At 67.3% G+C, this 22,050-nt stretch carries 19 protein-coding genes and 1 riboswitch; of the genes, 16 read left to right on the plus strand and 3 right to left on the minus strand.

All coding sequences use genetic code 11. The annotated features are described in order from the left end of the window. Window positions 1–260 precede the first annotated feature (260 nt). The 16 genes from P7A97_RS14170 to P7A97_RS14245 all read left to right on the plus strand — a co-directional run bounded on the left by P7A97_RS14170 (window position 261) and on the right by P7A97_RS14245 (window position 20,155). A complete protein-coding gene (locus P7A97_RS14170) occupies window positions 261–860 on the plus strand; it encodes an NUDIX domain-containing protein (RefSeq protein WP_277690602.1) in 600 nt (199 codons plus the stop codon). Continuing rightward, window positions 851–1,303 (plus strand): DUF1249 domain-containing protein, encoded by a 453-nt coding sequence (locus P7A97_RS14175; RefSeq protein ID WP_277690603.1) that lies wholly within the window; start codon window positions 851–853, stop codon window positions 1,301–1,303. The genes P7A97_RS14170 and P7A97_RS14175 overlap by 10 nt, the downstream gene beginning before the upstream one ends. Window positions 1,304–1,399: 96 nt before the next feature. Then, the gene (gene cpdA, locus P7A97_RS14180; protein ID WP_277690604.1) at window positions 1,400–2,215 is read left to right on the plus strand and encodes a 3',5'-cyclic-AMP phosphodiesterase; all 816 of its coding nucleotides are present in this window, start codon (window positions 1,400–1,402) and stop codon (window positions 2,213–2,215) included. 62 nt (window positions 2,216–2,277) lie between these two features. Next, entirely contained in the window at window positions 2,278–2,886 is a 609-nt protein-coding gene (locus tag P7A97_RS14185) for a YqiA/YcfP family alpha/beta fold hydrolase (protein WP_277690605.1), read from the plus strand. 18 nt (window positions 2,887–2,904) lie between these two features. Beyond that, on the plus strand, window positions 2,905–4,803 hold the full coding sequence (parE, locus tag P7A97_RS14190; protein WP_277690606.1) for a DNA topoisomerase IV subunit B: 1,899 nt from the start codon (window positions 2,905–2,907) through the stop codon (window positions 4,801–4,803). After that, entirely contained in the window at window positions 4,800–5,792 is a 993-nt protein-coding gene (locus P7A97_RS14195; RefSeq protein WP_277690607.1) for an esterase-like activity of phytase family protein, read from the plus strand. Before parE ends, P7A97_RS14195 begins: the two co-directional genes overlap by 4 nt. Next, the gene (locus P7A97_RS14200; protein ID WP_277690608.1) at window positions 5,789–6,310 is read left to right on the plus strand and encodes a TIGR02281 family clan AA aspartic protease; all 522 of its coding nucleotides are present in this window, start codon (window positions 5,789–5,791) and stop codon (window positions 6,308–6,310) included. Before P7A97_RS14195 ends, P7A97_RS14200 begins: the two co-directional genes overlap by 4 nt. 10 nt (window positions 6,311–6,320) lie before the next feature. Then, entirely contained in the window at window positions 6,321–8,582 is a 2,262-nt protein-coding gene (parC, locus tag P7A97_RS14205; protein WP_277690609.1) for a DNA topoisomerase IV subunit A, read from the plus strand. Between the two features lie 258 nt (window positions 8,583–8,840). Further along, on the plus strand, window positions 8,841–9,548 hold the full coding sequence (locus tag P7A97_RS14210) for an ABC-type transport auxiliary lipoprotein family protein (RefSeq protein ID WP_277690610.1): 708 nt from the start codon (window positions 8,841–8,843) through the stop codon (window positions 9,546–9,548). 55 nt (window positions 9,549–9,603) lie between these two features. Next, window positions 9,604–10,374, plus strand: a complete 771-nt coding sequence (locus P7A97_RS14215) for a sulfite exporter TauE/SafE family protein (protein ID WP_277690611.1) — start codon at window positions 9,604–9,606, stop codon at window positions 10,372–10,374. A gap of 66 nt (window positions 10,375–10,440) precedes the next feature. After that, window positions 10,441–10,680: an exodeoxyribonuclease VII small subunit gene (locus P7A97_RS14220; RefSeq protein WP_277690612.1), complete on the plus strand. Its 240-nt coding sequence runs from the start codon at window positions 10,441–10,443 to the stop codon at window positions 10,678–10,680. Beyond that, window positions 10,677–11,564, plus strand: coding sequence for a (2E,6E)-farnesyl diphosphate synthase (gene ispA / locus P7A97_RS14225; RefSeq protein ID WP_277690613.1), 888 nt, complete (start codon window positions 10,677–10,679; stop codon window positions 11,562–11,564). Before P7A97_RS14220 ends, ispA begins: the two co-directional genes overlap by 4 nt. A 113-nt stretch (window positions 11,565–11,677) precedes the next feature. After that, entirely contained in the window at window positions 11,678–14,950 is a 3,273-nt protein-coding gene (locus P7A97_RS14230; RefSeq protein ID WP_277690668.1) for a carboxyl transferase domain-containing protein, read from the plus strand. Window positions 14,951–14,960: 10 nt separating this feature from the next. After that, window positions 14,961–15,914 carry an alpha/beta hydrolase gene (locus tag P7A97_RS14235; RefSeq protein ID WP_277690614.1) on the plus strand — a complete coding sequence of 318 codons (954 nt, stop codon included), beginning with the start codon at window positions 14,961–14,963 and terminating at the stop codon, window positions 15,912–15,914. A gap of 83 nt (window positions 15,915–15,997) precedes the next feature. Then, complete coding sequence (dxs, locus tag P7A97_RS14240) at window positions 15,998–17,905, plus strand: 1-deoxy-D-xylulose-5-phosphate synthase (protein WP_277690615.1); 1,908 nt, start codon at window positions 15,998–16,000, stop codon at window positions 17,903–17,905. 50 nt (window positions 17,906–17,955) lie between these two features. After that, window positions 17,956–18,164, plus strand: a riboswitch (cobalamin riboswitch). Window positions 18,165–18,247: 83 nt separating this feature from the next. Beyond that, the gene (locus tag P7A97_RS14245; RefSeq protein ID WP_277690616.1) at window positions 18,248–20,155 is read left to right on the plus strand and encodes a TonB-dependent receptor; all 1,908 of its coding nucleotides are present in this window, start codon (window positions 18,248–18,250) and stop codon (window positions 20,153–20,155) included. Between the two features lie 69 nt (window positions 20,156–20,224). Here P7A97_RS14245 and P7A97_RS14250 read toward each other — a convergent pair whose 3' ends face one another. From P7A97_RS14250 to ribA, 3 genes are read right to left on the minus strand one after another with little or no spacing between them, the layout of a single operon-like run. Then, window positions 20,225–21,022, minus strand: a complete 798-nt coding sequence (locus P7A97_RS14250) for a cobalamin-binding protein (protein WP_277690617.1) — start codon at window positions 21,020–21,022, stop codon at window positions 20,225–20,227. Further along, on the minus strand, window positions 21,022–21,441 hold the full coding sequence (locus P7A97_RS14255) for an MFS transporter (protein WP_277690618.1): 420 nt from the start codon (window positions 21,439–21,441) through the stop codon (window positions 21,022–21,024). The genes P7A97_RS14250 and P7A97_RS14255 overlap by 1 nt, the downstream gene beginning before the upstream one ends. Further along, entirely contained in the window at window positions 21,438–22,049 is a 612-nt protein-coding gene (ribA, locus tag P7A97_RS14260; protein ID WP_277690619.1) for a GTP cyclohydrolase II, read from the minus strand. The genes P7A97_RS14255 and ribA overlap by 4 nt, the downstream gene beginning before the upstream one ends. Window position 22,050 lies beyond the last annotated feature (1 nt).

A 22,050-nucleotide genomic window follows, 5' to 3' on the forward strand; every position in this document is an offset into this window, starting at 1 on the left:
GCAGGCGCCGGCATCTGTTCCGAGCGCAGGCGCCATTGTGGCTGGCGGCATGCTTCCATCCAAGCCCAGATCGGCGCCCGCAGAAAATCCACAGCGACGGAACGCCTCCATGTTCCTCTTGTCGCAATTGCCGGCGAAACTGTTTAGTCAGGGCCCGCCGCGAGGCTACCATCGTGCCGCCGGACACTTGCCAAAGCCGCCGTGCGGCGCGCACATTCGTCATCAGCCAGCCGTACCATGCCGCATCAGAGGGAACATGCATGACCACACACGACGTCGAGGTGCTTCAGCGCGAGACCTGTTTCAAGGGTTTCTACCGCCTGGATCGCCTGCACCTGCGTCATCGCCAGTTCGCCGGCGGCATGGGCCCGCAGCTCAGCCGTGAACTGTTCGTGCGCCACGACGCCGTCTGTGTGCTGCCCTATGACCCGCAACGCGACAACGTGGTGCTGATCGAGCAGTTCCGCGTCGGCGCCCTGGAGAAATCCGCCAACCCCTGGCTGATCGAGCTGGTTGCCGGCCTGATCGACAAGGATGAGGAACCAGAAGAGGTCGCCCGTCGCGAAGCCGTCGAAGAAGCCAATCTGACGCTCACGTCGCTGTGGCCCATCACCACCTACTTTCCCTCGCCCGGAGGCTCGGACGAGCGCGTCTATCTCTACGTCGGCCGCTGCGACAGCGAAGGCGCCGGCGGCGTTCACGGCCTGGCCGAGGAAGGCGAAGACATCCGCGTACATATCTGGCCACTGGAAGATGCCCTGCAGGCCGTGCGGGACGGGCGCATCAACAACGCCGCCAGCATCATCGCCCTGCAATGGCTGGCCCTGAACCGCGCCGAAGTGCGGGGGTTGTGGTCATGAACCTGCTGCGCGAGCGCTACCGGGTCGACCTGGTCGAGCTGCAGGCCGCTTGCGAAGCCAACTATGCGCGCCTGTTGCGCCTGCTGCCGGACATGCGCGCCGCCGAGGGCGAACGCCGCGTGGCACTGAGCCAGGGCGACCAGCTGCTGGGCGTACTGGCGCTGCGCATCACCGAAAACTGCCCTTACACCACCACCCTGGAAGTACGCCAGGAGCACAGCTTGAGCTGGCTGCCGGTGCCGCGCCTGGAAGTGCGTGCCTACCATGACGCGCGCATGGCCGAGGTGACGGGCGCGGAAAACGCCCGTCGTTTTCGCAGCGTCTACCCCTACCCCAACGCCGCCATGCACCAGCCGGACGAGAAGAGCCAGCTCAATCTGTTTCTCGGCGAGTGGCTGAGTCACTGCATCGCTTGCGGTCACGAGCTGGAACCCGTCCTGTAATCGCAACCACACAAATGTGACCTGTTCGCGCTTGTCGGGTTTACCGAATCACGTTTCACCCACCATAATCCTGAGACCTCGCTCAGGAGTAGGCCCTTGTCGCGCCCGTCATCCCTTGCCTCTGACCGCCCGATGCTGCTGGTGCAGCTGTCGGACAGCCATCTTTTTGCCGAGGACGATGGCAAGTTGCTGGGCATGAATACCCGCGACAGCCTGGAAAAGGTGATCGAAAAGGTCCAGGCCGAACAACCCGACATCGACCTGATTCTCGCCACCGGCGACCTGTCCCAGGATGGCAGCCTGGCTTCCTATCAGCGTTTCCATCACCTCACCACCGACCTCGGCAACGCGGCACGCTGGCTGCCCGGCAACCATGACGAAGTGCCGATCATGCGCAGTGCCTGCGCCAACAGCGACCTGTTGCAGTCCGTGGTGGATCTGGGCCACTGGCGCATCATCCTGCTCGACTCCTCCATTCCCGGCGCCGTGCCCGGCTACCTGGCCGATGATCAGCTGGAGCTGCTGGAGCTGGCCCTGAGCGAAGCGCCGCAGCGCCATCACCTGATTTGCTTTCATCACCACCCGGTGTCCATCGGCTGTGCCTGGATGGAACCCATTGGCCTGCGCAATGCGGACGCCCTGTTCGCCGTGCTGGATCGCCACCCGCAGGTCAAGGCGCTGCTCTGGGGGCACATCCACCAGGAGTTCGACCAGCAACGCAATGGCGTTCGCCTGCTCGCCTCACCGTCCACCTGCGTACAGTTCGCTCCAGGCAGCGAGGAGTTTCAGGTCGACACTACGGCGCCCGGCTATCGCTGGCTGCGTCTGCACGCCGACGGGCAACTGGAGACCGGTGTGTCGCGGGTCACCGGCATCGACTTCGAGGTGGATTACAGCGTCAAGGGCTACTAAGCCTGCACGTCCGCGTGTCAATGCTTGCGGCTAGCGCCGCCTAGCTTGTAGCCTCCCGCTCCATGAATCCCAGCATCCTCTATATCCACGGCCTCAACAGTTCGCCGGCCTCGACCAAGGCCAGCCAGTTGCTGAAAGTCGCCGAATACTGCGGTATCGCCCAACAGGTGCGCGTGCCGGCCCTGCACCATCATCCGCGCCAGGCCCTGAGCCAGCTGCAGGCGGCCATCGGCGAACTGGGCCGCCCCCTGCTGGTCGGCAGCTCGCTGGGCGGCTACTACGCCACCGTGCTGGCCGAGCAGCATGGCCTGGATGCCGTCCTGATCAATCCGGCGGTACGCCCGCACCGGCTGTTCGGCGGCAAGGAACTGGAGCAGACCAACCACTACACCGGCGAAACCTGGCTGCTGACCCACGACCATGTGGCCGCCCTGCATGAGCAGGAAGTAGCCGAGCCGCGCGATGCCGAGCGTTATCGCGTATGGCTGCAGACCGCCGACGAAACCCTCGACTACCGCCAGGCCGAAGCCTTCTACCAGGGCTGCCTGCTGGATATCCAAGCCGGCGGCGACCACAGCTACCAGGGTTTCGCCCAACGCATCCCGGAAATCCTCGAGTTGGCCGGCTTCGCCCCGGCGCTCTGGGTCGATTTCGACTTTTCCACACTTTGAAGAAGACCTGAACCGCTTATGGCCCAGCAGAACGCCTACAACGCCGATGCCATCGAAGTCCTCTCCGGTCTTGACCCGGTGCGCAAGCGCCCGGGCATGTACACCGACACCGCGCGGCCCAACCACCTGGCCCAGGAAGTCATCGACAACAGCGTCGACGAAGCCCTGGCCGGCCACGCCAAGGTCATCCAGGTCATCCTGCATGACGACAATTCGCTGGAAGTGATCGACGACGGCCGTGGCATGCCGGTCGACATCCACCCCGAAGAAGGCATCCCCGGCGTCGAGTTGATCCTCACCAAGCTGCACGCCGGCGGCAAGTTCAGCAACAAGAACTACCAGTTCTCTGGCGGCCTGCACGGCGTGGGCATCTCGGTGGTCAACGCGCTGTCCAACCAGGTCGAAGTACGGGTCAAACGCGACGGCAGCGAATACCGCATGACCTTCGCCGATGGCTTCAAGGCCACCGACCTGGAAGTCGTCGGTACGGTGGGCAAGCGCAACACCGGCACCAGTGTGCGCTTCTGGCCCGATGCGCAGTATTTCGATTCGCCGAAGTTCTCCATCAGCCGTCTCAAGCACGTGCTGAAGGCCAAGGCGGTGCTCTGCCCCGGCCTGGAAGTCACCTTCACCGACAAGAGCAACAACGAGACCACCCGCTGGTACTTCGAGGACGGCCTGCGCTCCTACCTCACCGACGCGGTGAGCGAGTACGCGCGCCTGCCCGATGAGCCGTTCTGCGGCTCGCTGGCCGGCAACAAGGAAGCGGTGGACTGGGCCCTGCTGTGGCTGCCGGAAGGCGGCGAGAGCCTGCAGGAAAGCTACGTCAACCTGATCCCCACCGCCCAGGGCGGCACCCATGTCAATGGCCTGCGCCAGGGGCTGCTGGACGCCATGCGCGAGTTCTGCGAGTTCCGCAACCTGCTGCCGCGCGGCGTGAAGCTCGCCCCGGAAGACGTCTGGGAACGCATCGCCTTCGTCCTCTCGATGAAGATGCAGGAGGCGCAGTTCTCCGGCCAGACCAAGGAACGCCTGTCGTCCCGCGAGGCGTCGGCCTTCGTCTCCGGCGTGGTCAAGGACGCCTTCAGCCTGTGGCTCAACGCTCACCCGGAGCTGGGCCAGCAGCTCGCCGAACAGGCCATCAGCAACGCAGGCCGCCGCCTCAAGGCCGGCAAGAAGGTCGAGCGCAAGAAGATCACCCAGGGCCCGGCACTGCCCGGCAAGCTGGCCGACTGCGCCGGCCAGGACCCGATGCGCGCCGAGCTGTTCCTGGTCGAAGGTGATTCCGCCGGCGGCTCCGCCAAGCAGGCCCGTGACAAGGAATTCCAGGCCATCATGCCGCTGCGCGGCAAGATCCTGAACACCTGGGAAGTCGATGGCGGCGAAGTGCTGGCCAGCCAGGAAGTGCACGACATCGCCGTGGCCATCGGCCTCGATCCCGGCTCCAGCGACCTCTCCCAGCTGCGCTACGGCAAGATCTGCATCCTCGCCGACGCCGACTCCGACGGCCTGCATATCGCCACCTTGCTCTGTGCATTGTTCGTGCGCCACTTCCGCCCGCTGGTGGACGCCGGCCACGTCTACGTGGCCATGCCGCCGCTGTACCGCATCGACCTGGGCAAGGAGATCTACTACGCCCTCGACGAGGCCGAGCGCGACGGCATCCTCGACCGTCTGGTGGCCGAGAAAAAACGCGGCAAGCCGCAAGTCACCCGCTTCAAGGGCCTCGGCGAGATGAACCCGCCGCAGCTGCGCGAAACCACCATGGACCCCAACACCCGCCGTCTGGTGCAGCTGACCCTGGAAGACTTCGAGGGCACCCGCGAGGTGATGGACATGCTGCTGGCCAAGAAACGCGCCGGTGATCGCAAGAGCTGGCTGGAAACCAAGGGCAACCTGGCCGAGGTCCTGGCGTGAGGCTGAGCCTCGCCCTCGCCGGTCTGCTGCTCGCCGGCACGACTGTCGCGGCCGAAAAGCCCGTCGAACTCGCACAGTTGGAGCTGCTGGCCGAGCACCCGGTGGACGGCATGAGCGGCGGCAATCTGTCCGGCCTGACCCGCTGCGGCGAGCAATGGCTGGCCGTGTCCGACCGCGAGGACGACCGTCTGTATGTCCTGCAGCCCGGCGATACGGCCTGGCAGGCCGAGCCGGAAACCTTCGTCGCCCCGCCGGTGCCGCCCAGCGCACTGCCCTGGGGCCTGCGCATGCGCACCTGGCTCGCCAACCGGGTGCGTGGCGGCGAGCTGGATTTCGAGAGCATCAGCTGCGATGACAAGGGCAATCGCTATCTGCTCAGCGAGGCGCATACCGCGCTGCTGCAGATCGGCCCCAGTGGCCTGACCGAATGGCTGCAACTGCCGGACAGCCTGATCCGCCAGGCCCGTGCCAGTGGCATGCTGCTGCGCCATAACGCCTTGCTCGAAGGCCTGGTCATCGAGCCGAACGGCGCTCGCCTGTGGCTGGCTGCCGAACGAGAGCGCCGCGGCCTGCTGGTCATGCACTGGGAGAAAGGACGCTGGCGCTGCACCGGGGGCTGCGTGCTGATGTCCGAGGCCGGCCTACGCCGCTCACCGCTGACACCTGACAGCGACAAGCGCTACCCGCGCAGCTTCGGTGACCTGGCGCTGCACGGCGGCAAACTGTTCAGCCTGGAGCGCCTGGAGCACCGCATCTGCCGGCGTCATCCAAGCACTGGCGCGGAGGAAAAGTGCTGGTCGTTCAGCACCATCGCCCAGGGCGAGAGTCGCGTTCATCCTGAACCCTACGGCACCGCCGAAGCGCTGTGGCTGGACAAGAACAGCGCCTGGGTGGGCCTGGACAACAACGACCTGGCCCGCGCCGATGGCGAGCAGCGCCCGCTGATCTGGCAACTCAAGGCACCGCAGGGCGGCTGGAGCGCGAAATGAGCGAACCGGTCGCCGGCCAGCGCGCCGCCCGCATCATGCTGATCCTGGCCTGGGTCGCCGCCCTGGCCCTGGCCACCCACTGGTTCGGCGACTGGGAAGACGAACGCGCCAACCCCAACCGCAATCCCCAGTCGGTGCACGGCACGGACTTCATCGAAGTGCGCCTGGCCGCCGGCCCTGGCGGTCACTACCTGCTGGACGGGCAGATCGACGGCACCACCCTGACCTTTCTCCTCGACACCGGCGCCACCGCCGTCGCCGTGCCGCTGAAAGTCGCCGAGCGCCTCAACCTTGAGCGCGGCGCGCCGGTGCAGATTCGCACCGCCAACGGCACCGTCACCGGCTGGCGCACACGCCTGGGCCTGCTGCAGCTGGGCGATATCCGGCTGCACGACGTCGCCGCGCTGATCACCCCCGGCATGGACGGCGAACAGGTACTGCTCGGTATGAGCGCCCTCAAACAACTCGAATTCACCCAGAAGGGCGGCACCCTGGTGCTGCGCCAATCAACCCGCTAATGAGGCACGCATGAGCGACACCCTCGACCTGAGCCTGGAAGGCGTCGAACGCCGGTCCCTGGCCGATTTCACCGAGCAGGCGTACCTGAACTACTCCATGTACGTGATCATGGACCGCGCCCTGCCGCATATCGGCGACGGCTTGAAGCCCGTGCAACGGCGCATCGTCTATGCCATGAGCGAACTGGGTCTGGACGCCGACTCCAAGCACAAGAAGTCGGCGCGTACCGTCGGTGACGTGCTCGGTAAGTACCACCCGCACGGCGACAGCGCCTGCTACGAGGCCATGGTGCTGATGGCGCAGCCGTTCAGCTACCGCTACACCCTGGTCGACGGCCAGGGCAACTGGGGTGCGCCGGACGATCCCAAGTCCTTCGCCGCCATGCGTTATACCGAGGCGCGCCTGTCGCGCTACTCCGAGGTGCTGCTGTCCGAACTGGGCCAGGGCACCGTGGACTGGGTGCCGAACTTCGACGGCACCATGGACGAGCCGGCGACCCTGCCGGCACGGCTGCCCAACCTCTTGCTCAATGGCACCACCGGTATCGCCGTGGGCATGGCCACCGACGTACCGCCGCACAACCTGCGCGAAGTGGCGACCGCCTGCGTGCGCCTGCTCGACGAGCCGGGCGCCAGCGTCGAACAGCTGATGGAACACGTGCAGGGCCCGGACTTCCCCACCGAGGCGGAAATCATCACCCCGCGCAGTGATCTGCTGAAGATCTACCAGACCGGCCGTGGCTCGGTGCGCATGCGTGCCGTGTATCGCGTCGAAGACGGCGACATCGTGGTCACCGCCCTGCCGCACCAGGTCTCCGGCTCCAAGGTGCTGGAGCAGATCGCCGCGCAGATGCAGGCCAAGAAGCTGCCGATGGTCGCCGACCTGCGCGACGAGTCGGACCACGAGAACCCCTGCCGCATCGTCATCATCCCGCGCTCCAACCGCGTGGATGCCGACGAGCTGATGACCCACCTGTTCGCCACTACCGATCTGGAGTCGAGCTACCGGGTCAACACCAACGTCATCGGTCTGGACGGCAAGCCGGCGGTAAAAGACCTGCGCACCCTGCTGACCGAATGGCTGCAGTACCGCGTCGGCACCGTGCGACGGCGCCTGCAGTTCCGCCTGGACAAGGTGGAGAAGCGCCTGCACCTGTTGGAAGGCTTGCTCATCGCCTTTCTCAACATCGACGAAGTGATCCGTATCATCCGCACCGAGGATCAGCCCAAGCCGGTGCTGATGGCCACCTTCGGTCTAACCGAGATCCAGGCCGACTACATCCTCGACACCCGCCTGCGTCAGCTGGCGCGTCTGGAAGAGATGAAGATCCGTGGCGAGCAGGACGAGCTGGCCAAGGAACGCGACAAGCTGCTGGCCCTGCTCGGCAGCGACACCAAGCTGAAGAAGCTGGTGCGCAGCGAAATCCTCGCCGACGCCGAGAAGTACGGCGACGACCGTCGCTCGCCGATCATCGAGCGTGCCGAGGCCAAGGCCCTGTCGGAAACCGAGCTGATGCCGACCGAACCGGTCACCGTGGTGCTCTCGGAGAAAGGCTGGGTGCGCTGCGCCAAGGGCCACGACATCGACGCGACGGGGCTTTCCTATAAGGCTGGCGACGGCTTCAAGACCGCCGCGCCGGGTCGCTCGAATCAGTACGCGGTGTTTATCGACTCCACCGGGCGCAGCTATTCGCTGGCGGCCCACAGTCTGCCGTCAGCCCGCGGCCAGGGCGAGCCGCTGACCGGCCGCCTGACCCCGCCACCGGGTGCGACCTTCGACTGCGTGCTGCTGCCGGACGACAGCGCCCTGTACGTGATCGCCTCCGACGCCGGCTACGGCTTCGTGGTCAAGGGCGAAGACCTGCAGGCCAAGAACAAGGCCGGCAAGGCCCTGCTGACCCTGCCCAACGGCTCACTGGTCGTGCCGCCCAAACCGGTGGCCAATCTGGAAGACAACTGGCTGGCCGCAGTGACCACCGAGGGCCGCCTGCTGCTGTTCCCGGTGCGCGACCTGCCGCAACTGGGCAAAGGCAAGGGCAACAAGATCATCGGCATCCCCGGCGAGCGCGTGGCCAGCCGCGAGGAATACCTCACCGACCTGGCCGTGCTGCCGTCTGGCGCCGCGCTGGTGTTGCAGGCCGGCAAACGCACCCTGACGCTGAAGGCCGACGACCTGGAGCACTACAAGGGCGAGCGCGGGCGGCGTGGCAACAAGCTGCCGCGCGGCTTCCAGCGGGTCGACTCGCTGCTGGTCGAGCCAGCCTCGAGCTGACGGCCAGCGGAAATCCAAAAGAGGCGCAGATTGCGCCTCTTTTTTGCCCCATATCCCAAGACCGGCGTGGGAGCGACTTCAATCGCGATGCTTTGCCGTTGCCCCAATCGCGGCTAAAGCCACTCCCACACACACGCAGGCCCGCACCAAACACCGCAGCCGAGCGCTTCGGGCTGGAGTCTCGACGCGGTTTGGCGGATGATACGCGGCCGCCTCGCACTCGTTCTTCGGCCGCTCACTTCGGCCCAGGATAAACAGATGAAACCTCTGCGCCTCGCTTTCGTACTGCTGCTGACCGGCATGATCGGCCTGGTCGGCTGTACGGCGCACCAGCCTGTACCGCTCTATCAGCTGGATAACGCCAACGTCGGCGTGCCCACCCAGGAACAGGGCCTGGCCGTCCTGCTCGGCCCGGTCTCCATCGCCGACTACCTGCAGCGCGAAGCCCTCCTGCAGCGCCAGCTCGACGGCAGCCTGCTGGCCGCCGACAACGCCCGCTGGGCCGGCAGCCTGGCCGCCGATATCGACCAGCTGCTGCTGCGCCAGCTGGCCTGGCGCCTGGACAGCCAACGTACCGTCCTGGCCCCCGCCACGGGCGAGTTCAAGCCCGAAGTGCAGGTACTGCTGAGCATCATCCGCCTGGATTCCGGCCCGGCCCAACCGGCCATTCTGGAAGCCCAGTGGCGCCTGCTGGACAAAGCCGGCAACCTGCGCGACAGCCGCCTGCTGCGCCTGGAAGAAAGCCACAGCGGCACCCCGGCCGATCAGGTGCAGGCGCAGAGCCGCCTGCTGCGTCAGCTGGTGGCCGACCTGGCCAAGGCCATCGAGCCACTGCGCAACCAGCCGGTGGCCGAAGCGAGCAAGCCTGCCCCCGCACCACAGCGCCCGGCCAAGCCGCAAACGCCGCAGCCGCAATTCCCGATCATCGGGCCGACCCGCAGCAACGGCGACGTGCTACGTTTCTGACCCAGACCTTGGTCGTCTGGTCAGCTTCCGCGCAGACGACTAAGCTGCCGCCCCCATGACCCTGATCGATATTTTCCTGCTGGCCCTGGCCGGCTGCGCGGCGGGCGGTATGAATGCCCTGGCCGGCGGCGGCACCTTCTTCTCCTTCCCGGCGCTGCTGGCCACCGGCCTGCCGCCGGTCACCGCCAATGCCACCAATGCCGTGGCCCTGTGGCCGGCCAGCATCGCCAGTGCCTGGGCTGCCCGCGCCTCGCTACGCCCACTCGGGCGCTACCTGTTGCCGTTGCTGCTGGCCGGGCTGCTTGGTGGCCTGGGCGGTGGTCTGCTGTTGCTGGTCGGCGGCGACACGGTGTTCCGCGTGCTGATTCCCTGGCTGCTGCTGGCCGCTACCGCGCTGTTCGCCGCCAGCCCCTGGCTCGCCCGCGCCCTGGCCGCCCGTCGCCGCGAGGCGGCACAGCCGCCACACACACCGCTGTCACTGGCGGCCCATGCCGGGGTATCGGTGTACGGCGGCTACTTCGGCGCCGGCATGGGCATCCTGCAGCTGGCCGCCTTCTCCATCGAGGGCCATCCACTGGCTCGCGCCAATGCCCTGAAAAACCTGATTTCCGCGGTGATCTACAGCGTCGCCAGCCTGACCTTCATCCTCGCCGGACGCGTCAGCTGGGCCGAGTTGCTGGTGCTACTGGCCGGCGCCACCGCGGGCGGCTATGCCGGTGGCGCCCTCGGCGAGCACTTGCCACCGCGCCTGCTGCGCGCCCTGGTACTGCTGGTCGGCAGCGGCATGACGCTGTACTACTTCCACGCCACCTACTTCGCCGCCTGATTTGCCCCACCGGGCGTGGCCTGCTAGTGTCGCGCCCGTTCCGAACCTGCTACCGAGACCCACGCCATGGCCCGCAAGAAAGCCGCCGACTTCGAAACCTCCCTCGCCGAGCTACAAACGCTGGTCGAGCGCCTGGAAAGCGGCGAGCTGTCCCTGGAAGACTCCCTCGGTGCTTTCGAACAAGGCATCCGCCTGACCCGCGACTGCCAGGCTGCCCTGGCCCAAGCCGAGCAGAAGGTACAGATCCTCCTGGAGCGCGACGGCGAATTGGAAGAGGCACCCTTCGACGCGGACCAGCAGGCATGATCGGCGAATACCAGCAGCGCTGCGCCGCCCGTGTCGACGCCGCACTGGCAGAGCTGTTCGAACCACCCCGCCCCGAGCTGGCCCGTCTGTACCAGGCCATGCGCTACAGCGTGGTGAATGGCGGCAAGCGGGTGCGCCCATTGCTGGTCTACGCCGCGTGCGAGGCGCTGGAAGGTGATCTGGCTCAGGCTGACGGTGCCGCCTGCGCGGTCGAGCTGATCCATGCCTATTCCCTGGTGCATGACGACCTGCCGGCCATGGACGACGATGACCTGCGCCGCGGCCAGCCGACCACCCACAAGGCCTTTGACGAAGCCTGCGCGATCCTCGCCGGCGACGCCCTGCAGGCGCTGGCCTTCGAAGCCCTGGCCGATGCCCGGCGCAACCCGCGCGATGCCGACCTGCGCCTGTCCATGGTGCTCGGCCTGGCCCGTGCCGCTGGCGCGGCGGGCATGGTCGGCGGCCAGGCCATCGATCTCGAATCGGTGGGCAAGCAGATCGACCAGCAGGCCCTGAAAACCATGCACCGGCACAAGACCGGCGCCCTGATCGAAGCCAGCGTGCACCTCGGCGCCCTGGCCAGCGGCAATGCCGACGACACGGCGCTGCGCTCGCTGCAACACTACGCCCGTGCCATCGGCCTGGCGTTCCAGGTGCAGGACGACATCCTCGACGTGGAAAGCGACACCGCCACCCTGGGCAAGACCCAGGGCAAGGACGAGGCCAACCACAAGCCCACCTACCCCGCCCTGCTCGGCCTCGACGCGGCCAAGGCCTACGCCCTGGAGTTGCGCGACCAGGCCCTGCACGCCCTGCGCCTGTTCGGCGACAGCGCCGAGCCGCTGCGCGAGCTGGCCCGTTACATCGTTGAGCGTCGCCACTAAGCGCCGTCACCATCACTCGCATCAATACCTTGCCTTTCGCCTGATCAGGCTTGCTTTACCCTCGCCGCCCGGCGCCTAAGATGGCTCGATTACAAGAACCAGACTGGAGCCGGCTGGCCATGCCTTTCACCTCATTGCTGATCGCCAATCGCGGCGAGATCGCCATCCGCATTGCCCAGGCCTGTGCCGACCTCGGCATCCACTCGGTCGCCGTGTTCGCCGAAGACGACGGCGCCAGCCTGCACACGCGCAAGGCCGATCTGGCCGTAGCGCTCAAGGGCCGTAGCGTGCCGGCCTATCTGGACATGGATCAGCTAATCGCCATCGCCCGCGAGCAGGGCTGCACGGCAATTCACCCCGGCTACGGCTTTCTCGCCGAGAACGCCGAGTTCGCCCGTCGCTGCCAGGCCGCCGGGCTGACCTTTGTCGGCCCAGCGCCCGAGGTGCTGGAACTGTTCGGCGACAAGGCCGCCGCCCGCGCCCTGGCCGAACGCTGCGGCGCGCCGCTGGTGGCCGGGCTCAATCACGCCGTCAGCCTGGACGAGGCGCAGGCCTTCTTCGCCGCACACGGCCCACTGATGCTCAAGGCCCTGGCCGGCGGCGGCGGGCGCGGCATGCGCGCGGTCAGCGAGGCTGACGCGCTTACCGAGGCCTACGCCCGCTGCCAGTCGGAGGCGCAGACAGCTTTCGGCAATGGCGCGCTGTATGTCGAACAGCTGGTGCAGGAGGCCCGCCACATCGAGGTGCAGGTGCTCGGCGATGGCAGCGGCGCGGTCAGCCACCTGTGGGAGCGCGACTGCAGCCTGCAGCGGCGTAACCAGAAGCTGATCGAGATCGCCCCCAGCCCCGACCTCGATGCAGGCATTCGCGAGGCCATCATCTCCTGCGCCCTGCAACTGGCCAGCGAAGTGAAGTACCAGGGCATCGGCACCTTCGAGTTCCTCCTGGCCGGCGAACGCTTCTACTTCATGGAAGCCAACCCGCGGGTGCAGGTGGAGCACACGGTGACCGAGCAGATCACCGGCGTCGACCTGCTGCACACCCAGCTGCACCTGGCCGCCGGCGCCAGCCTCGGCGACCTCGTCCTGCTGCAACCACCGCGGCCACAGGGCTGCGCCATACAGCTGCGCATCAACCTGGAAAGCCAGCACGCCGACGGCAGTACCCGTCCGGCCGCCGGCACGCTCAGCGCCTACCAGCCGCCGTCCGGGCCGGGCCTGCGCGTGGATGGCTATGGCTACGCCGGCTACCCGGTCAGCCCGGCCTACGACTCGCTGCTGGCCAAGCTGATCGCCAGCGCCAGCGACTACCCCGCCGCCCTGCGCCGCGCCTATCGCGCGCTGTGCGAGTTCCGCCTCGAAGGCGTGGCCAGCAACGTCCACCTGCTGCAGAACCTGCTGCAGCACGAGGCCGTGCAGAGCAACCGGGTCGACACCCGCTTCGTCGAGCGCGAAATGGAAAGCCTGCTGGCGCCACGCCGCGAAGCCCATGCCCATCGTTACTTCAGCGCTGCCGGCCACGACGCCGGCGCCCGCCAGCAGCAGGTCGAGGCCCCGCCCGGCAGCCTGGCGTTGAACACGCCGAGCACCGGCGTGCTGGTCAGCCTGGAGGTCGCGGAAGGCGACAGCGTCGCCGTCGGCCAGCAGATCGCCGTGCTGGAGGCGATGAAGATGGAGTTCGTGGTGCGCGCCGAGTGCAGTGGCATCGTCCGCGCCCTGGCCGCTCAGCCGGGCGATGCGCTGGGCGAAGGCCAGGCGCTGCTGTTTATCGAGCCGGGCGAGGTCAACGGCGACGGCCAACAGGACGAGCAGGCCCTCGACCTCGACCACATCCGCGCCGACCTGGCCGAAGTGCTGGAGCGCCACGCCCTGCTCAGCGACGCGAGGCGCCCGGCCGCCGTGGCCAAGCGCCGCAAGACCGGCCAGCGCACCGTGCGTGAAAATCTGGCGGACCTGCTGGATGCCGACAGCTTCATCGAATACGGCGCCATGGCCCTGGCCGCCCAGCGCCGCCGGCGCTCGGCCGAGGAGCTGCTGGAACTGAGCCCGGCCGATGGTCTGGTGGCGGGCATCGGCACGGTCAATGCCGCGCAGTTCGGCAGCCAGCCAGCACGCTGCATGGCCATCGCCTACGACTACACGGTGTTCGCTGGCACCCAGGGCGTGATGAACCACAAGAAGACCGACCGCATGCTCAGCCTGGCCGAACAGTGGCGCCTGCCGGTGGTGCTGTTCGCCGAAGGCGGCGGCGGCCGGCCGGGCGATACCGACTTCGTCGGTGTGGCCGGGCTGGACTGCCACACCTTTATCGGCATGGCCAAGCTGTCCGGCCTGGTCCCTACCGTAGGGATAGTCTCCGGCCGCTGCTTCGCCGGCAACGCCGCGCTGCTCGGCTGCTGCGACGTGATCATCGCCGCCCAGGACGCGACCATCGGCATGGCCGGGCCGGCGATGATCGAAGGCGGTGGTCTGGGCAGCTACAGACCGGAAGAAGTCGGCCCCAGCGCCGTGCAGGGCCCCAACGGGGTGATCGACATTCTGGTGGAGAACGAGGCCGAGGCCGTCGCTGCCGCCAAACAGTACCTGAGTTACTTCCAGGGCCCACTGGCCGACTGGCAATGCGCGGACCAGCGCGCACTGCGCCACCTGATCCCGGAAAACCGCCTGCGCGTCTACGACATCCGCCAGGTGATCGCCGCCCTGGCCGACGAGGGCAGCGTGCTGGAGCTGCGCCGCCAGTTCGCGCCGGGGCTGATCACCGCTTTCATCCGCATCGAAGGCAAGCCCTTCGGCCTGATCGCCAACAACCCCGCGCACCTGGGTGGCGCCATCGACGCGGTGGCGGGCGACAAGGCCGCACGCTTCATGCAGCTGTGCGATGCCTTCGACATCCCCATGGTCTCGCTGTGCGACACCCCCGGCTTCATGGTCGGCCCCGACGCGGAGAAGCAGGGCACGGTGCGCCACGTGTCGCGCATGTTCGTCGCCGCCGCCAGCCTGTCGGTACCCTTCTTCACTCTGGTGCTGCGCAAGGGCTACGGCCTCGGCGCCCAGGCCATGGCCGCCGGCAGCTTTCACTCGCCACTGTTCACCGCGGCCTGGCCCAGTGGCGAGTTCGGCGCCATGGGGCTGGAAGGCGCGGTGCGCCTGGGCTTCTCCAAGGAGCTGGCGGCGCAGGAGACCGAAGAAGCGCGCCAGGCGCTGTTCGACAAGCTGGTGAGCAAGGCCTACCAGCGCGGCAAGGGCCTGAACATGGCCAGCTATCTGGAGATCGACGCGGTGATCGACCCGGCCGAGAGCCGCGCCTGGCTGCTGCGCGGCCTCAACGCCACGCCGCTGCCGCCGGTGCGCAGCGGCAAGAAACGCCCCTTCGTCGACACTTGGTAAGGACACGTCCATGCACGCCATCGAACAGCAAACCCTGCAGGTCAACGGCATCCAGCTCAGCGTCCATGCCTGCGGCCCGCGCGACGGCCGCCCGGTGTGGCTACTGCACGGCTTCCCCGAGTGCTGGCATTCCTGGGCGCCACAACTGCAGGCCCTGGCCGAGGCCGGCTATCGCGCCTTCGCCCCGGAGATGCGCGGCTACGGCGCCAGCAGCGCACCGGCCGAGCCTGAGGCCTATTCGCTGCTGACCCTGTGCGCGGACATCCAGGCCGCCATGGATCACTTCGGCCACCAGCGCGTGTGCATGGTCGGCCACGACTGGGGCGCGCCGGTGGCCTGGCACCTGGCCCTGCTGGAGCCCGCGCGGGTGCAGGTGCTGGCGGCCATGTCGGTGCCCTTCGGCGGACGGCCCAAGCGCCCGGCCATCGAGATCATGCACGAGGCCTATGCCGGGCGCTTCAACTACATCCTCTACTTCCAGCAGCCGGGCATCGCCGAGGCCGAACTGGACGCCAATATCGAGCGCAGCCTGCGCCTGCTGCTGGCCGACCTGGGCGACGCCCTGCTGCAGGACAAACCGGCCGGTGCACGCCTGTTCGACGGCCTCGACGAACATCCCGCCCTGCCGACCTGGTGCAGCGAAGCGCAGTTCGCCCACTACCGCCAGGCCCTGGCCCGCGGCTTTCGCGGCCCGCTGAACTGGTACCGCAACTTCGAGCGCAGCTGGCAGGAAACCGAACCACTGGCCGGGTGCCAGGTCGAGCAACCGACCCTGTTCCTGGTCGGCGAACAGGACCCGGTCGCCCGCCTGGAGGCCCATACCCTCAAGCGCATGGCCGAACGCGTGCCGCGCCTGGAGCAACACCTGCTGAGCGAGTGCGGGCACTGGTTGCAAGGCCAGCAGCCGGGGCGGGTCAACGCCCTGCTGCTGGACTTCCTCGGCCGCCATTACCGCGACCAATAGCCGCGTCATCGGCGCGAATTGGGCGAGGCACGACGCATCAGGTAAACTGCTGCATCTTTTGCATACCTATAACGATTCGCCTGATGCCGACCACCTTCCACGAGATCCCTCGCGAGCGTCCCGTCACGCCGCTGCTCGACCGTGCCGACACCCCGGATGGCTTGCGCCACCTGGCCGAGAGCGAGCTGGAAAGCCTCGCCGACGAGCTGCGCCAGTACCTGCTGTACAGCGTCGGCCAGACCGGCGGGCACTTTGGCGCCGGCCTCGGCGTGGTCGAGCTGACCATCGCCCTGCACTACATCTTCGACACCCCGGATGACCGCCTGGTGTGGGACGTCGGCCACCAGGCCTACCCGCACAAGATCCTCACCGGCCGTCGCGAACGCATGGGCACGCTGCGCCAAAAAGACGGCCTGGCCGCCTTCCCGCGCCGCAGCGAGAGCGAGTACGACACCTTCGGCGTTGGCCACTCCAGCACCAGCATCAGCGCCGCACTGGGCATGGCCATCGCCGCCAAGCTGCAGGGCAGCAAGCGCAAGAGCGTGGCGGTGATCGGCGACGGCGCGCTGACCGCCGGCATGGCCTTCGAGGCGCTCAACCATGCGTCCGATGTGAAGGCTGACATGCTGGTGGTGCTCAACGACAACGACATGTCGATCTCCAAGAACGTCGGTGGCCTGTCCAACTACCTGGCCAAGATCATCTCCAGCCGCACCTATTCGAGCATGCGCGAAGGCAGCAAGAAGATCCTCTCGCGCCTGCCCGGCGCCTGGGAGATCGCGCGCAAGGTCGAGGAACACGCCAAGGGCATGCTGGTCCCCGGCACCCTGTTCGAGGAGCTGGGCTGGAACTATGTCGGCCCCATCGACGGCCACGACCTGCCGACCCTGCTCGCCACCCTGCGCAACATGCGCGACCTCGAAGGCCCGCAGTTCCTCCATGTGGTGACCAAGAAGGGCAAGGGCTTCGCCCCCGCCGAGGCCGACCCGATCGGCTACCACGCGATCACCAAGCTGGACCCGATCAACAAGCCCCAGGGCGAGCCGAAGAAAGCCGCCGGGCCGAAGTACTCCGCGGTGTTCGGCCAGTGGCTGTGCGACATGGCGGCTGCCGACCCGCGCCTGCTCGGCATCACCCCGGCAATGAAGGAAGGCTCCGACCTGGTGGCCTTCAGCGAACGCTTCCCGGAGCGCTATTTCGACGTCGCCATCGCCGAGCAGCACGCCGTGACCCTGGCGGCCGGCATGGCCTGCGAGGGCGCCAAGCCGGTGGTGGCGATCTACTCGACCTTCCTGCAGCGCGCCTACGACCAGCTGATCCATGACGTCGCGGTGCAGAACCTCGATGTGCTGTTCGCCATCGACCGCGCCGGCCTGGTCGGCGAAGACGGCCCGACCCACGCCGGCAGCTTCGACCTGTCCTACCTGCGCTGCATCCCCGGCATGCTGGTGATGACGCCCAGCGACGAGAACGAGTTGCGCCTGCTGCTGACCACCGGTCACCAGTTCAACGGCCCGGCCGCGGTGCGCTATCCGCGCGGCAGCGGGCCGAATGCCGCCATCGACCCGGCCCTCAACGCCGTGGAGATCGGCAAGGCCGTGGTACGCCGCCAGGGCAAGGGCACCGCCTTGCTGGTGTTCGGCGTGCAACTGGCCGAGGCCCTGCGCGTGGGCGAAACCCTGGATGCCAGCGTGGTCGACATGCGTTTCGTCAAACCCCTGGACGAAGCCTTGCTGCGCGAGCTGGCCGCCAGCCACGAACTGCTGGTGACCCTCGAGGAAAACAGCGTAATGGGTGGCGCCGGCAGCGCGGTGAGCGAATTCCTCGCCGCCGAGAATATCGTCATGCCACTGCTGCACCTGGGCCTGCCCGACTACTACGTCGAGCATGCCAAGCCGGCGCAGATGCTGGCTGAATGCGGTCTGGACGAAGCCGGCATCGAGGCGGCCGTCCGTCGCCGTCTGCAGCAGCTTGAACAGGGTTCATGTTGAACCGCCGTAAACTTGCTTGAGCTTGGCCACGCCGTGCACTAAGGTGCGCGGCGTTTTTCTTTCTGACAGGTGCGCTGGCCAAGGCCAGCGATAATCGGGAAGCCGGTGCGCCAATAGGCAATCCCGGCACTGCCCCCGCAACGGTAATCGACCGCGAGCCCAGGCTCGCAGGCCCGCTCAACAGCCACTGGAGTTATCCGGGAAGGCGAGCCGGCCGGCGTCGAGAGTCCGGAGACCGGCCTGACGGATTTCGACTGGTGTTGCGGAGGGCCGCACCGTCAGGCGCCCGTGCGCGCCTGTCTCCCGCCCTCCTCGAAGTGTGCATTCTTTGAGGAACCTTGCATGAAGCTGTCCCGTCTAGCCCTCGCCGTGGCCCTGGCCCCCGGCCTGGCCGTCGCCGATGATCTGTCCCGTGATCAGGCGCTGAAACTCTCCGATACCGTCATCACCGCCAACCGCGACGTGCAGCAACGCGGCGAGAGCAGCGCGGCGATCAGCGTGTTCACCCGTAAGGATATCGAGCGCCTCAACCCCAGCAGCGTCGGCGAACTGCTGAGCCGGGTGCCGGGCGTGCAGGTCATCCTCAACGGCGGCCGTGGCGCCAACACCAGCCTGTTCATCCGCGGCACCAGCAATGCCCAGAGCCTGGTGCTGATCGACGGCGTGCGCATCGGCTCGGCCTCCTCCGGCGGCGCGGCGCTGCAGTTTCTCAGCGTTGAGCAGATCGAGCGTGTCGAAGTGCTGCGCGGTTCGCGCTCGGCCATGTACGGCGCCGATGCCCTGGGCGGTGTGGTGCAGATCTTCACCCGCCGCGGCGAGGGCGAAGGCCTGCATCCCTACCTGCGCCTGGCCGGCGGCAGCGAAGGCACCTGGGAGCGCAGCCTGGGCCTGTCCGGTGGCGACGACCGTACCCGCTACAACCTGACCGGCAGCCTGGAAGAAACCGACGGTATCGACCGCAGCGATGTGTCCTACACCTCCGACGCCGACCACGATGCCTTCCGCAACCGCAGCTTCAGCCTCAACCTGGCCCACAGCCTGAGCGATGATCTGGAAATCGGCCTGAGCGCCCTCGACCAGCGTGGCAAGAGTGAGTACGACAACCCCTACGGCCGCTTCGACAACAGCACCTACCTCAGCTACCCGGCCGAGAACTGGAGCGAATTCAGTCAAAGCAGCGTCTCCGCCTACGTCGACGCCAACCTCGCGGACAGCTGGAGCAGCCGCCTGGAGCTGGGTCACAGCGAAGACAAGCAGGAAGATTTCGACAAGCTTTACCCCGGTAGCGATGTGTTCAACACCTACCGCGACTCGGCCGCCTGGCTGAACACCCTGCAGCTCGGCAACGGCCAGCAGCTGCGCGTTGGCCTGGACTACCAGGAAGACACCCTGCACAGCAGCACCGCCTACAGCGAAGAAGAGCGCTGGAACCAGGCCGTCTTTATCCAGCACGGCTACCAGGGCGAACACTTCTCCACCGAGTTAGGCCTGCGCCACGACAAGAACGAGCAGTACGGCAGCGAAAACACCTGGAACGCCGCGCTGACCCTGCCGCTGAACGCGGCCAACGAGTTGGTGCTGTCGTACGCCGAAGGTTTCCGCGTGCCGACCTTCAACGACCTCTACGGCCCGGATGACTGGGGCAGCAACCCCAACCTCGACCCGGAGCGTTCGCGGAGCTACGAGCTGCAGTGGCGCAGCCAGCTGGCCGAAAACACGCGCCTGGAGGCCTCGCTGTACCGCACCGACGTCGAGGACCTGATCACCTATGTGTGGGACAGCTCGACCTTCATCGGTCGCAATTACAACGTCGACCAGGCGCGCATCAACGGCTTCGAGGCCAGCCTGCAGCAGCAACTCGGCGCCTGGACCGGCAACCTGTCGCTGAGCATCATTGACCCGCGTGACCGCGACAGCGGCCACACCCTGGCCCGCCGCGCCAAGCGCCACCTGAGCCTGGATCTCGATCGCCGCCTCGGTGACTTCAATGTCGGCGCCACCTGGCAGGCCTACAGCCAGCGCTACGACGACGTCGCCAACAGCCGCGAGATCGCCGGCTACGGCGTACTCGACCTGCGCGGCAGCTGGCAGGCCAGCACCGAGCTGGCCTTCGACCTCAAGCTCGCCAACGTGCTGGACAAGGACTACAGTACCGCGCTGTACCAGTACGCCGGCGACTACCGCTATTACGGCTACCAGGAAACCCCGCGCAGCCTGCTGCTCGGCCTGACCTGGACCCCCGCGCTGTAAAACGACAAAGGCCCCCTCCGGGGCCTTTTTTCAGCCTGATGCTGAGTAAACAACGCACATCGCGCCCGCCTAGCGCGCTTGGGCCAACTGCTCGCACAAGCGGGCAGTCGCTGCCAACATCTGAAAACTGGGTCGTTCCAGGCCCTTGTCCGGCACCGTCCAGACTTGCCTCAGACGCACCGCTGGTAGTTGCGGCCAGGCCTGCCAGTGCTGCAGCTCGGCACCGCTGCCGCCGAGGATCACCTCGGGTGCTCGCGCCAGTACGGCCTCGACACTGACCTGAGGTGCCGGCAGCGTGAGGTCGGCGAAGACATTGCGTGCGCCGCAGACCTGCAGCGCCTCACCGATCAATTGGCGAGTGCCGATGGTGTACAGCGGCTGGTGCCAGATCTGGTAGAACACAGGCACCGCCGGCGAGCGGCGATAGCGCTGGCGCAGCGCCTGCATGCCGTCGCGGAACTGTGCACGCAGGTCTGCGCCCCGCTCGGGCTGGCCGACCCGCGCGCCGATCTCGGCGAACGCCTCGGCCAGCTGGTCGAAGTCGCGCGCCTCGTTCAGGTAGAGAGCCAGCCCCAGGTCGGTCAGTTGCTGGCGCTGGGCATCAGACAGGCTGCCGGGGGTGAGCAGGATCAGGTCGGGTTTGAGGCTGAGCAGGCTTTCCACATCCAGACTGCCGAAGCGGCCAACCGTCGGTAAGTCCGCCAGGCCTGCCGGCCGCTCGCCGCCATCCAGCATGCCGACCAGACGCGACTCGGCGCCCAGCTCCAGCATGATTTCCGACATCGAGGGGGCCAGGCTGACCACCCGCTCGGCTGCCTGCGCCGCGGCACAGATCAGCAGCAGGCCGGCGGCCAGCAGTGCGCGCATCAGCCGAGCTGGCGAGGAATACGGTACAGACAGAGCAGCACCACGCTGCTCATGGCCAGCAGGAACAGAGCCACCGCATGCAGCCCGGTGAACAGGGCGATGGCGCCGATCCAGGCCGGCAGCACGGCGCCGAGAAAGGCCTTGCGCCGCTGCCGCGCCAGCTCCAGCCAGGCGTCGCGCTCGGCTTCGCTGTCCAGCGCCTGCTCGGTGGCGATCAGCGCGCGCTTGTAGGCGGAAAACAGCGGCAGGCTGACGAACATCGAGGCGACGCCGGCGATGAACAGCGGCATCTCCAGCACGCTGCCGAGGGCCTGACTGTCACCGAACAGCAGATTGAGGAAGAACAGCGGCGCCAGGGCGAAGCCGAGCCAGCGCCACCATTCCAGGGCCAGTCGACGACGCACCTCGGCGCGGGTCATTCGGTTTCTTCCTGGTGCTGCAGGCCCAGCATGTGGCCGAGCTTGCCGGCCTTGGTCGCCAGGTACTTGCGGTTGTAGGGGTTGAGGGCAATTTCCAGCGGGCGGCGTTCGGCCACGCGCACGCCGAAACCTTCCAGCGCCTTGACCTTGCGCGGGTTGTTGGTCATCAGATTGACGCTGCGAATGCCCAGATGGTCGAGCATCGGCTGGCAGATCGAGTAGTCGCGCTGGTCGGCGGCGAAGCCCAGGCGCTCGTTGGCCTCGACCGTGTCGGCGCCGGCGTCTTGCAGCTCGTAGGCGCGGATCTTGTTGAGCAGGCCAATGCCGCGGCCCTCCTGGCGCAGGTACAGCAGTACGCCGCGGCCCTCGGCGGCGATGGCGCGCAGGGCGGCTTCGAGCTGGTCGCCGCAATCGCAGCGCTGGCTGAACAAGGCATCGCCGGTCAGGCATTCGGAATGCAGACGACCCAGCACCGGCTGACCATCGGCGACGTCGCCCAGGGTCAGGGCCACGTGCTCCTTGCCGCTCTCCTCATCGAGGAAACCGTGCATGGTGAACACCGCGAAGGGTGTGGGCAGTTGGGAGGCGGCGACGAAGACGACAGACACC

The organism is Pseudomonas sp. GOM6, assembly GCF_029537485.1.
Classification (GTDB): Bacteria; Pseudomonadota; Gammaproteobacteria; order Pseudomonadales; family Pseudomonadaceae; genus Aquipseudomonas.

Excerpts from the sequence above, each read along its gene's own strand:
- P7A97_RS14170 (WP_277690602.1), top strand. The coding sequence starts at position 261 with ATGACCACACACGACGTCGAGGTGCTTCAGCGCGAGACCTGTTTCAAG.
- P7A97_RS14185 (WP_277690605.1), top strand. The coding sequence starts at position 2,278 with ATGAATCCCAGCATCCTCTATATCCACGGCCTCAACAGTTCGCCGGCC.
- parE (WP_277690606.1), top strand. The coding sequence starts at position 2,905 with ATGGCCCAGCAGAACGCCTACAACGCCGATGCCATCGAAGTCCTCTCC.
- P7A97_RS14200 (WP_277690608.1), top strand. The coding sequence starts at position 5,789 with ATGAGCGAACCGGTCGCCGGCCAGCGCGCCGCCCGCATCATGCTGATC.
- parC (WP_277690609.1), top strand. The coding sequence starts at position 6,321 with ATGAGCGACACCCTCGACCTGAGCCTGGAAGGCGTCGAACGCCGGTCC.
- P7A97_RS14210 (WP_277690610.1), top strand. The coding sequence starts at position 8,841 with ATGAAACCTCTGCGCCTCGCTTTCGTACTGCTGCTGACCGGCATGATC.
- P7A97_RS14215 (WP_277690611.1), top strand. The coding sequence starts at position 9,604 with ATGACCCTGATCGATATTTTCCTGCTGGCCCTGGCCGGCTGCGCGGCG.
- P7A97_RS14220 (WP_277690612.1), top strand. The coding sequence starts at position 10,441 with ATGGCCCGCAAGAAAGCCGCCGACTTCGAAACCTCCCTCGCCGAGCTA.
- ispA (WP_277690613.1), top strand. The coding sequence starts at position 10,677 with ATGATCGGCGAATACCAGCAGCGCTGCGCCGCCCGTGTCGACGCCGCA.
- P7A97_RS14235 (WP_277690614.1), top strand. The coding sequence starts at position 14,961 with ATGCACGCCATCGAACAGCAAACCCTGCAGGTCAACGGCATCCAGCTC.
- dxs (WP_277690615.1), top strand. The coding sequence starts at position 15,998 with ATGCCGACCACCTTCCACGAGATCCCTCGCGAGCGTCCCGTCACGCCG.
- P7A97_RS14245 (WP_277690616.1), top strand. The coding sequence starts at position 18,248 with ATGAAGCTGTCCCGTCTAGCCCTCGCCGTGGCCCTGGCCCCCGGCCTG.
- P7A97_RS14250 (WP_277690617.1), bottom strand. The coding sequence starts at position 21,022 with ATGCGCGCACTGCTGGCCGCCGGCCTGCTGCTGATCTGTGCCGCGGCG.
- P7A97_RS14255 (WP_277690618.1), bottom strand. The coding sequence starts at position 21,441 with ATGACCCGCGCCGAGGTGCGTCGTCGACTGGCCCTGGAATGGTGGCGC.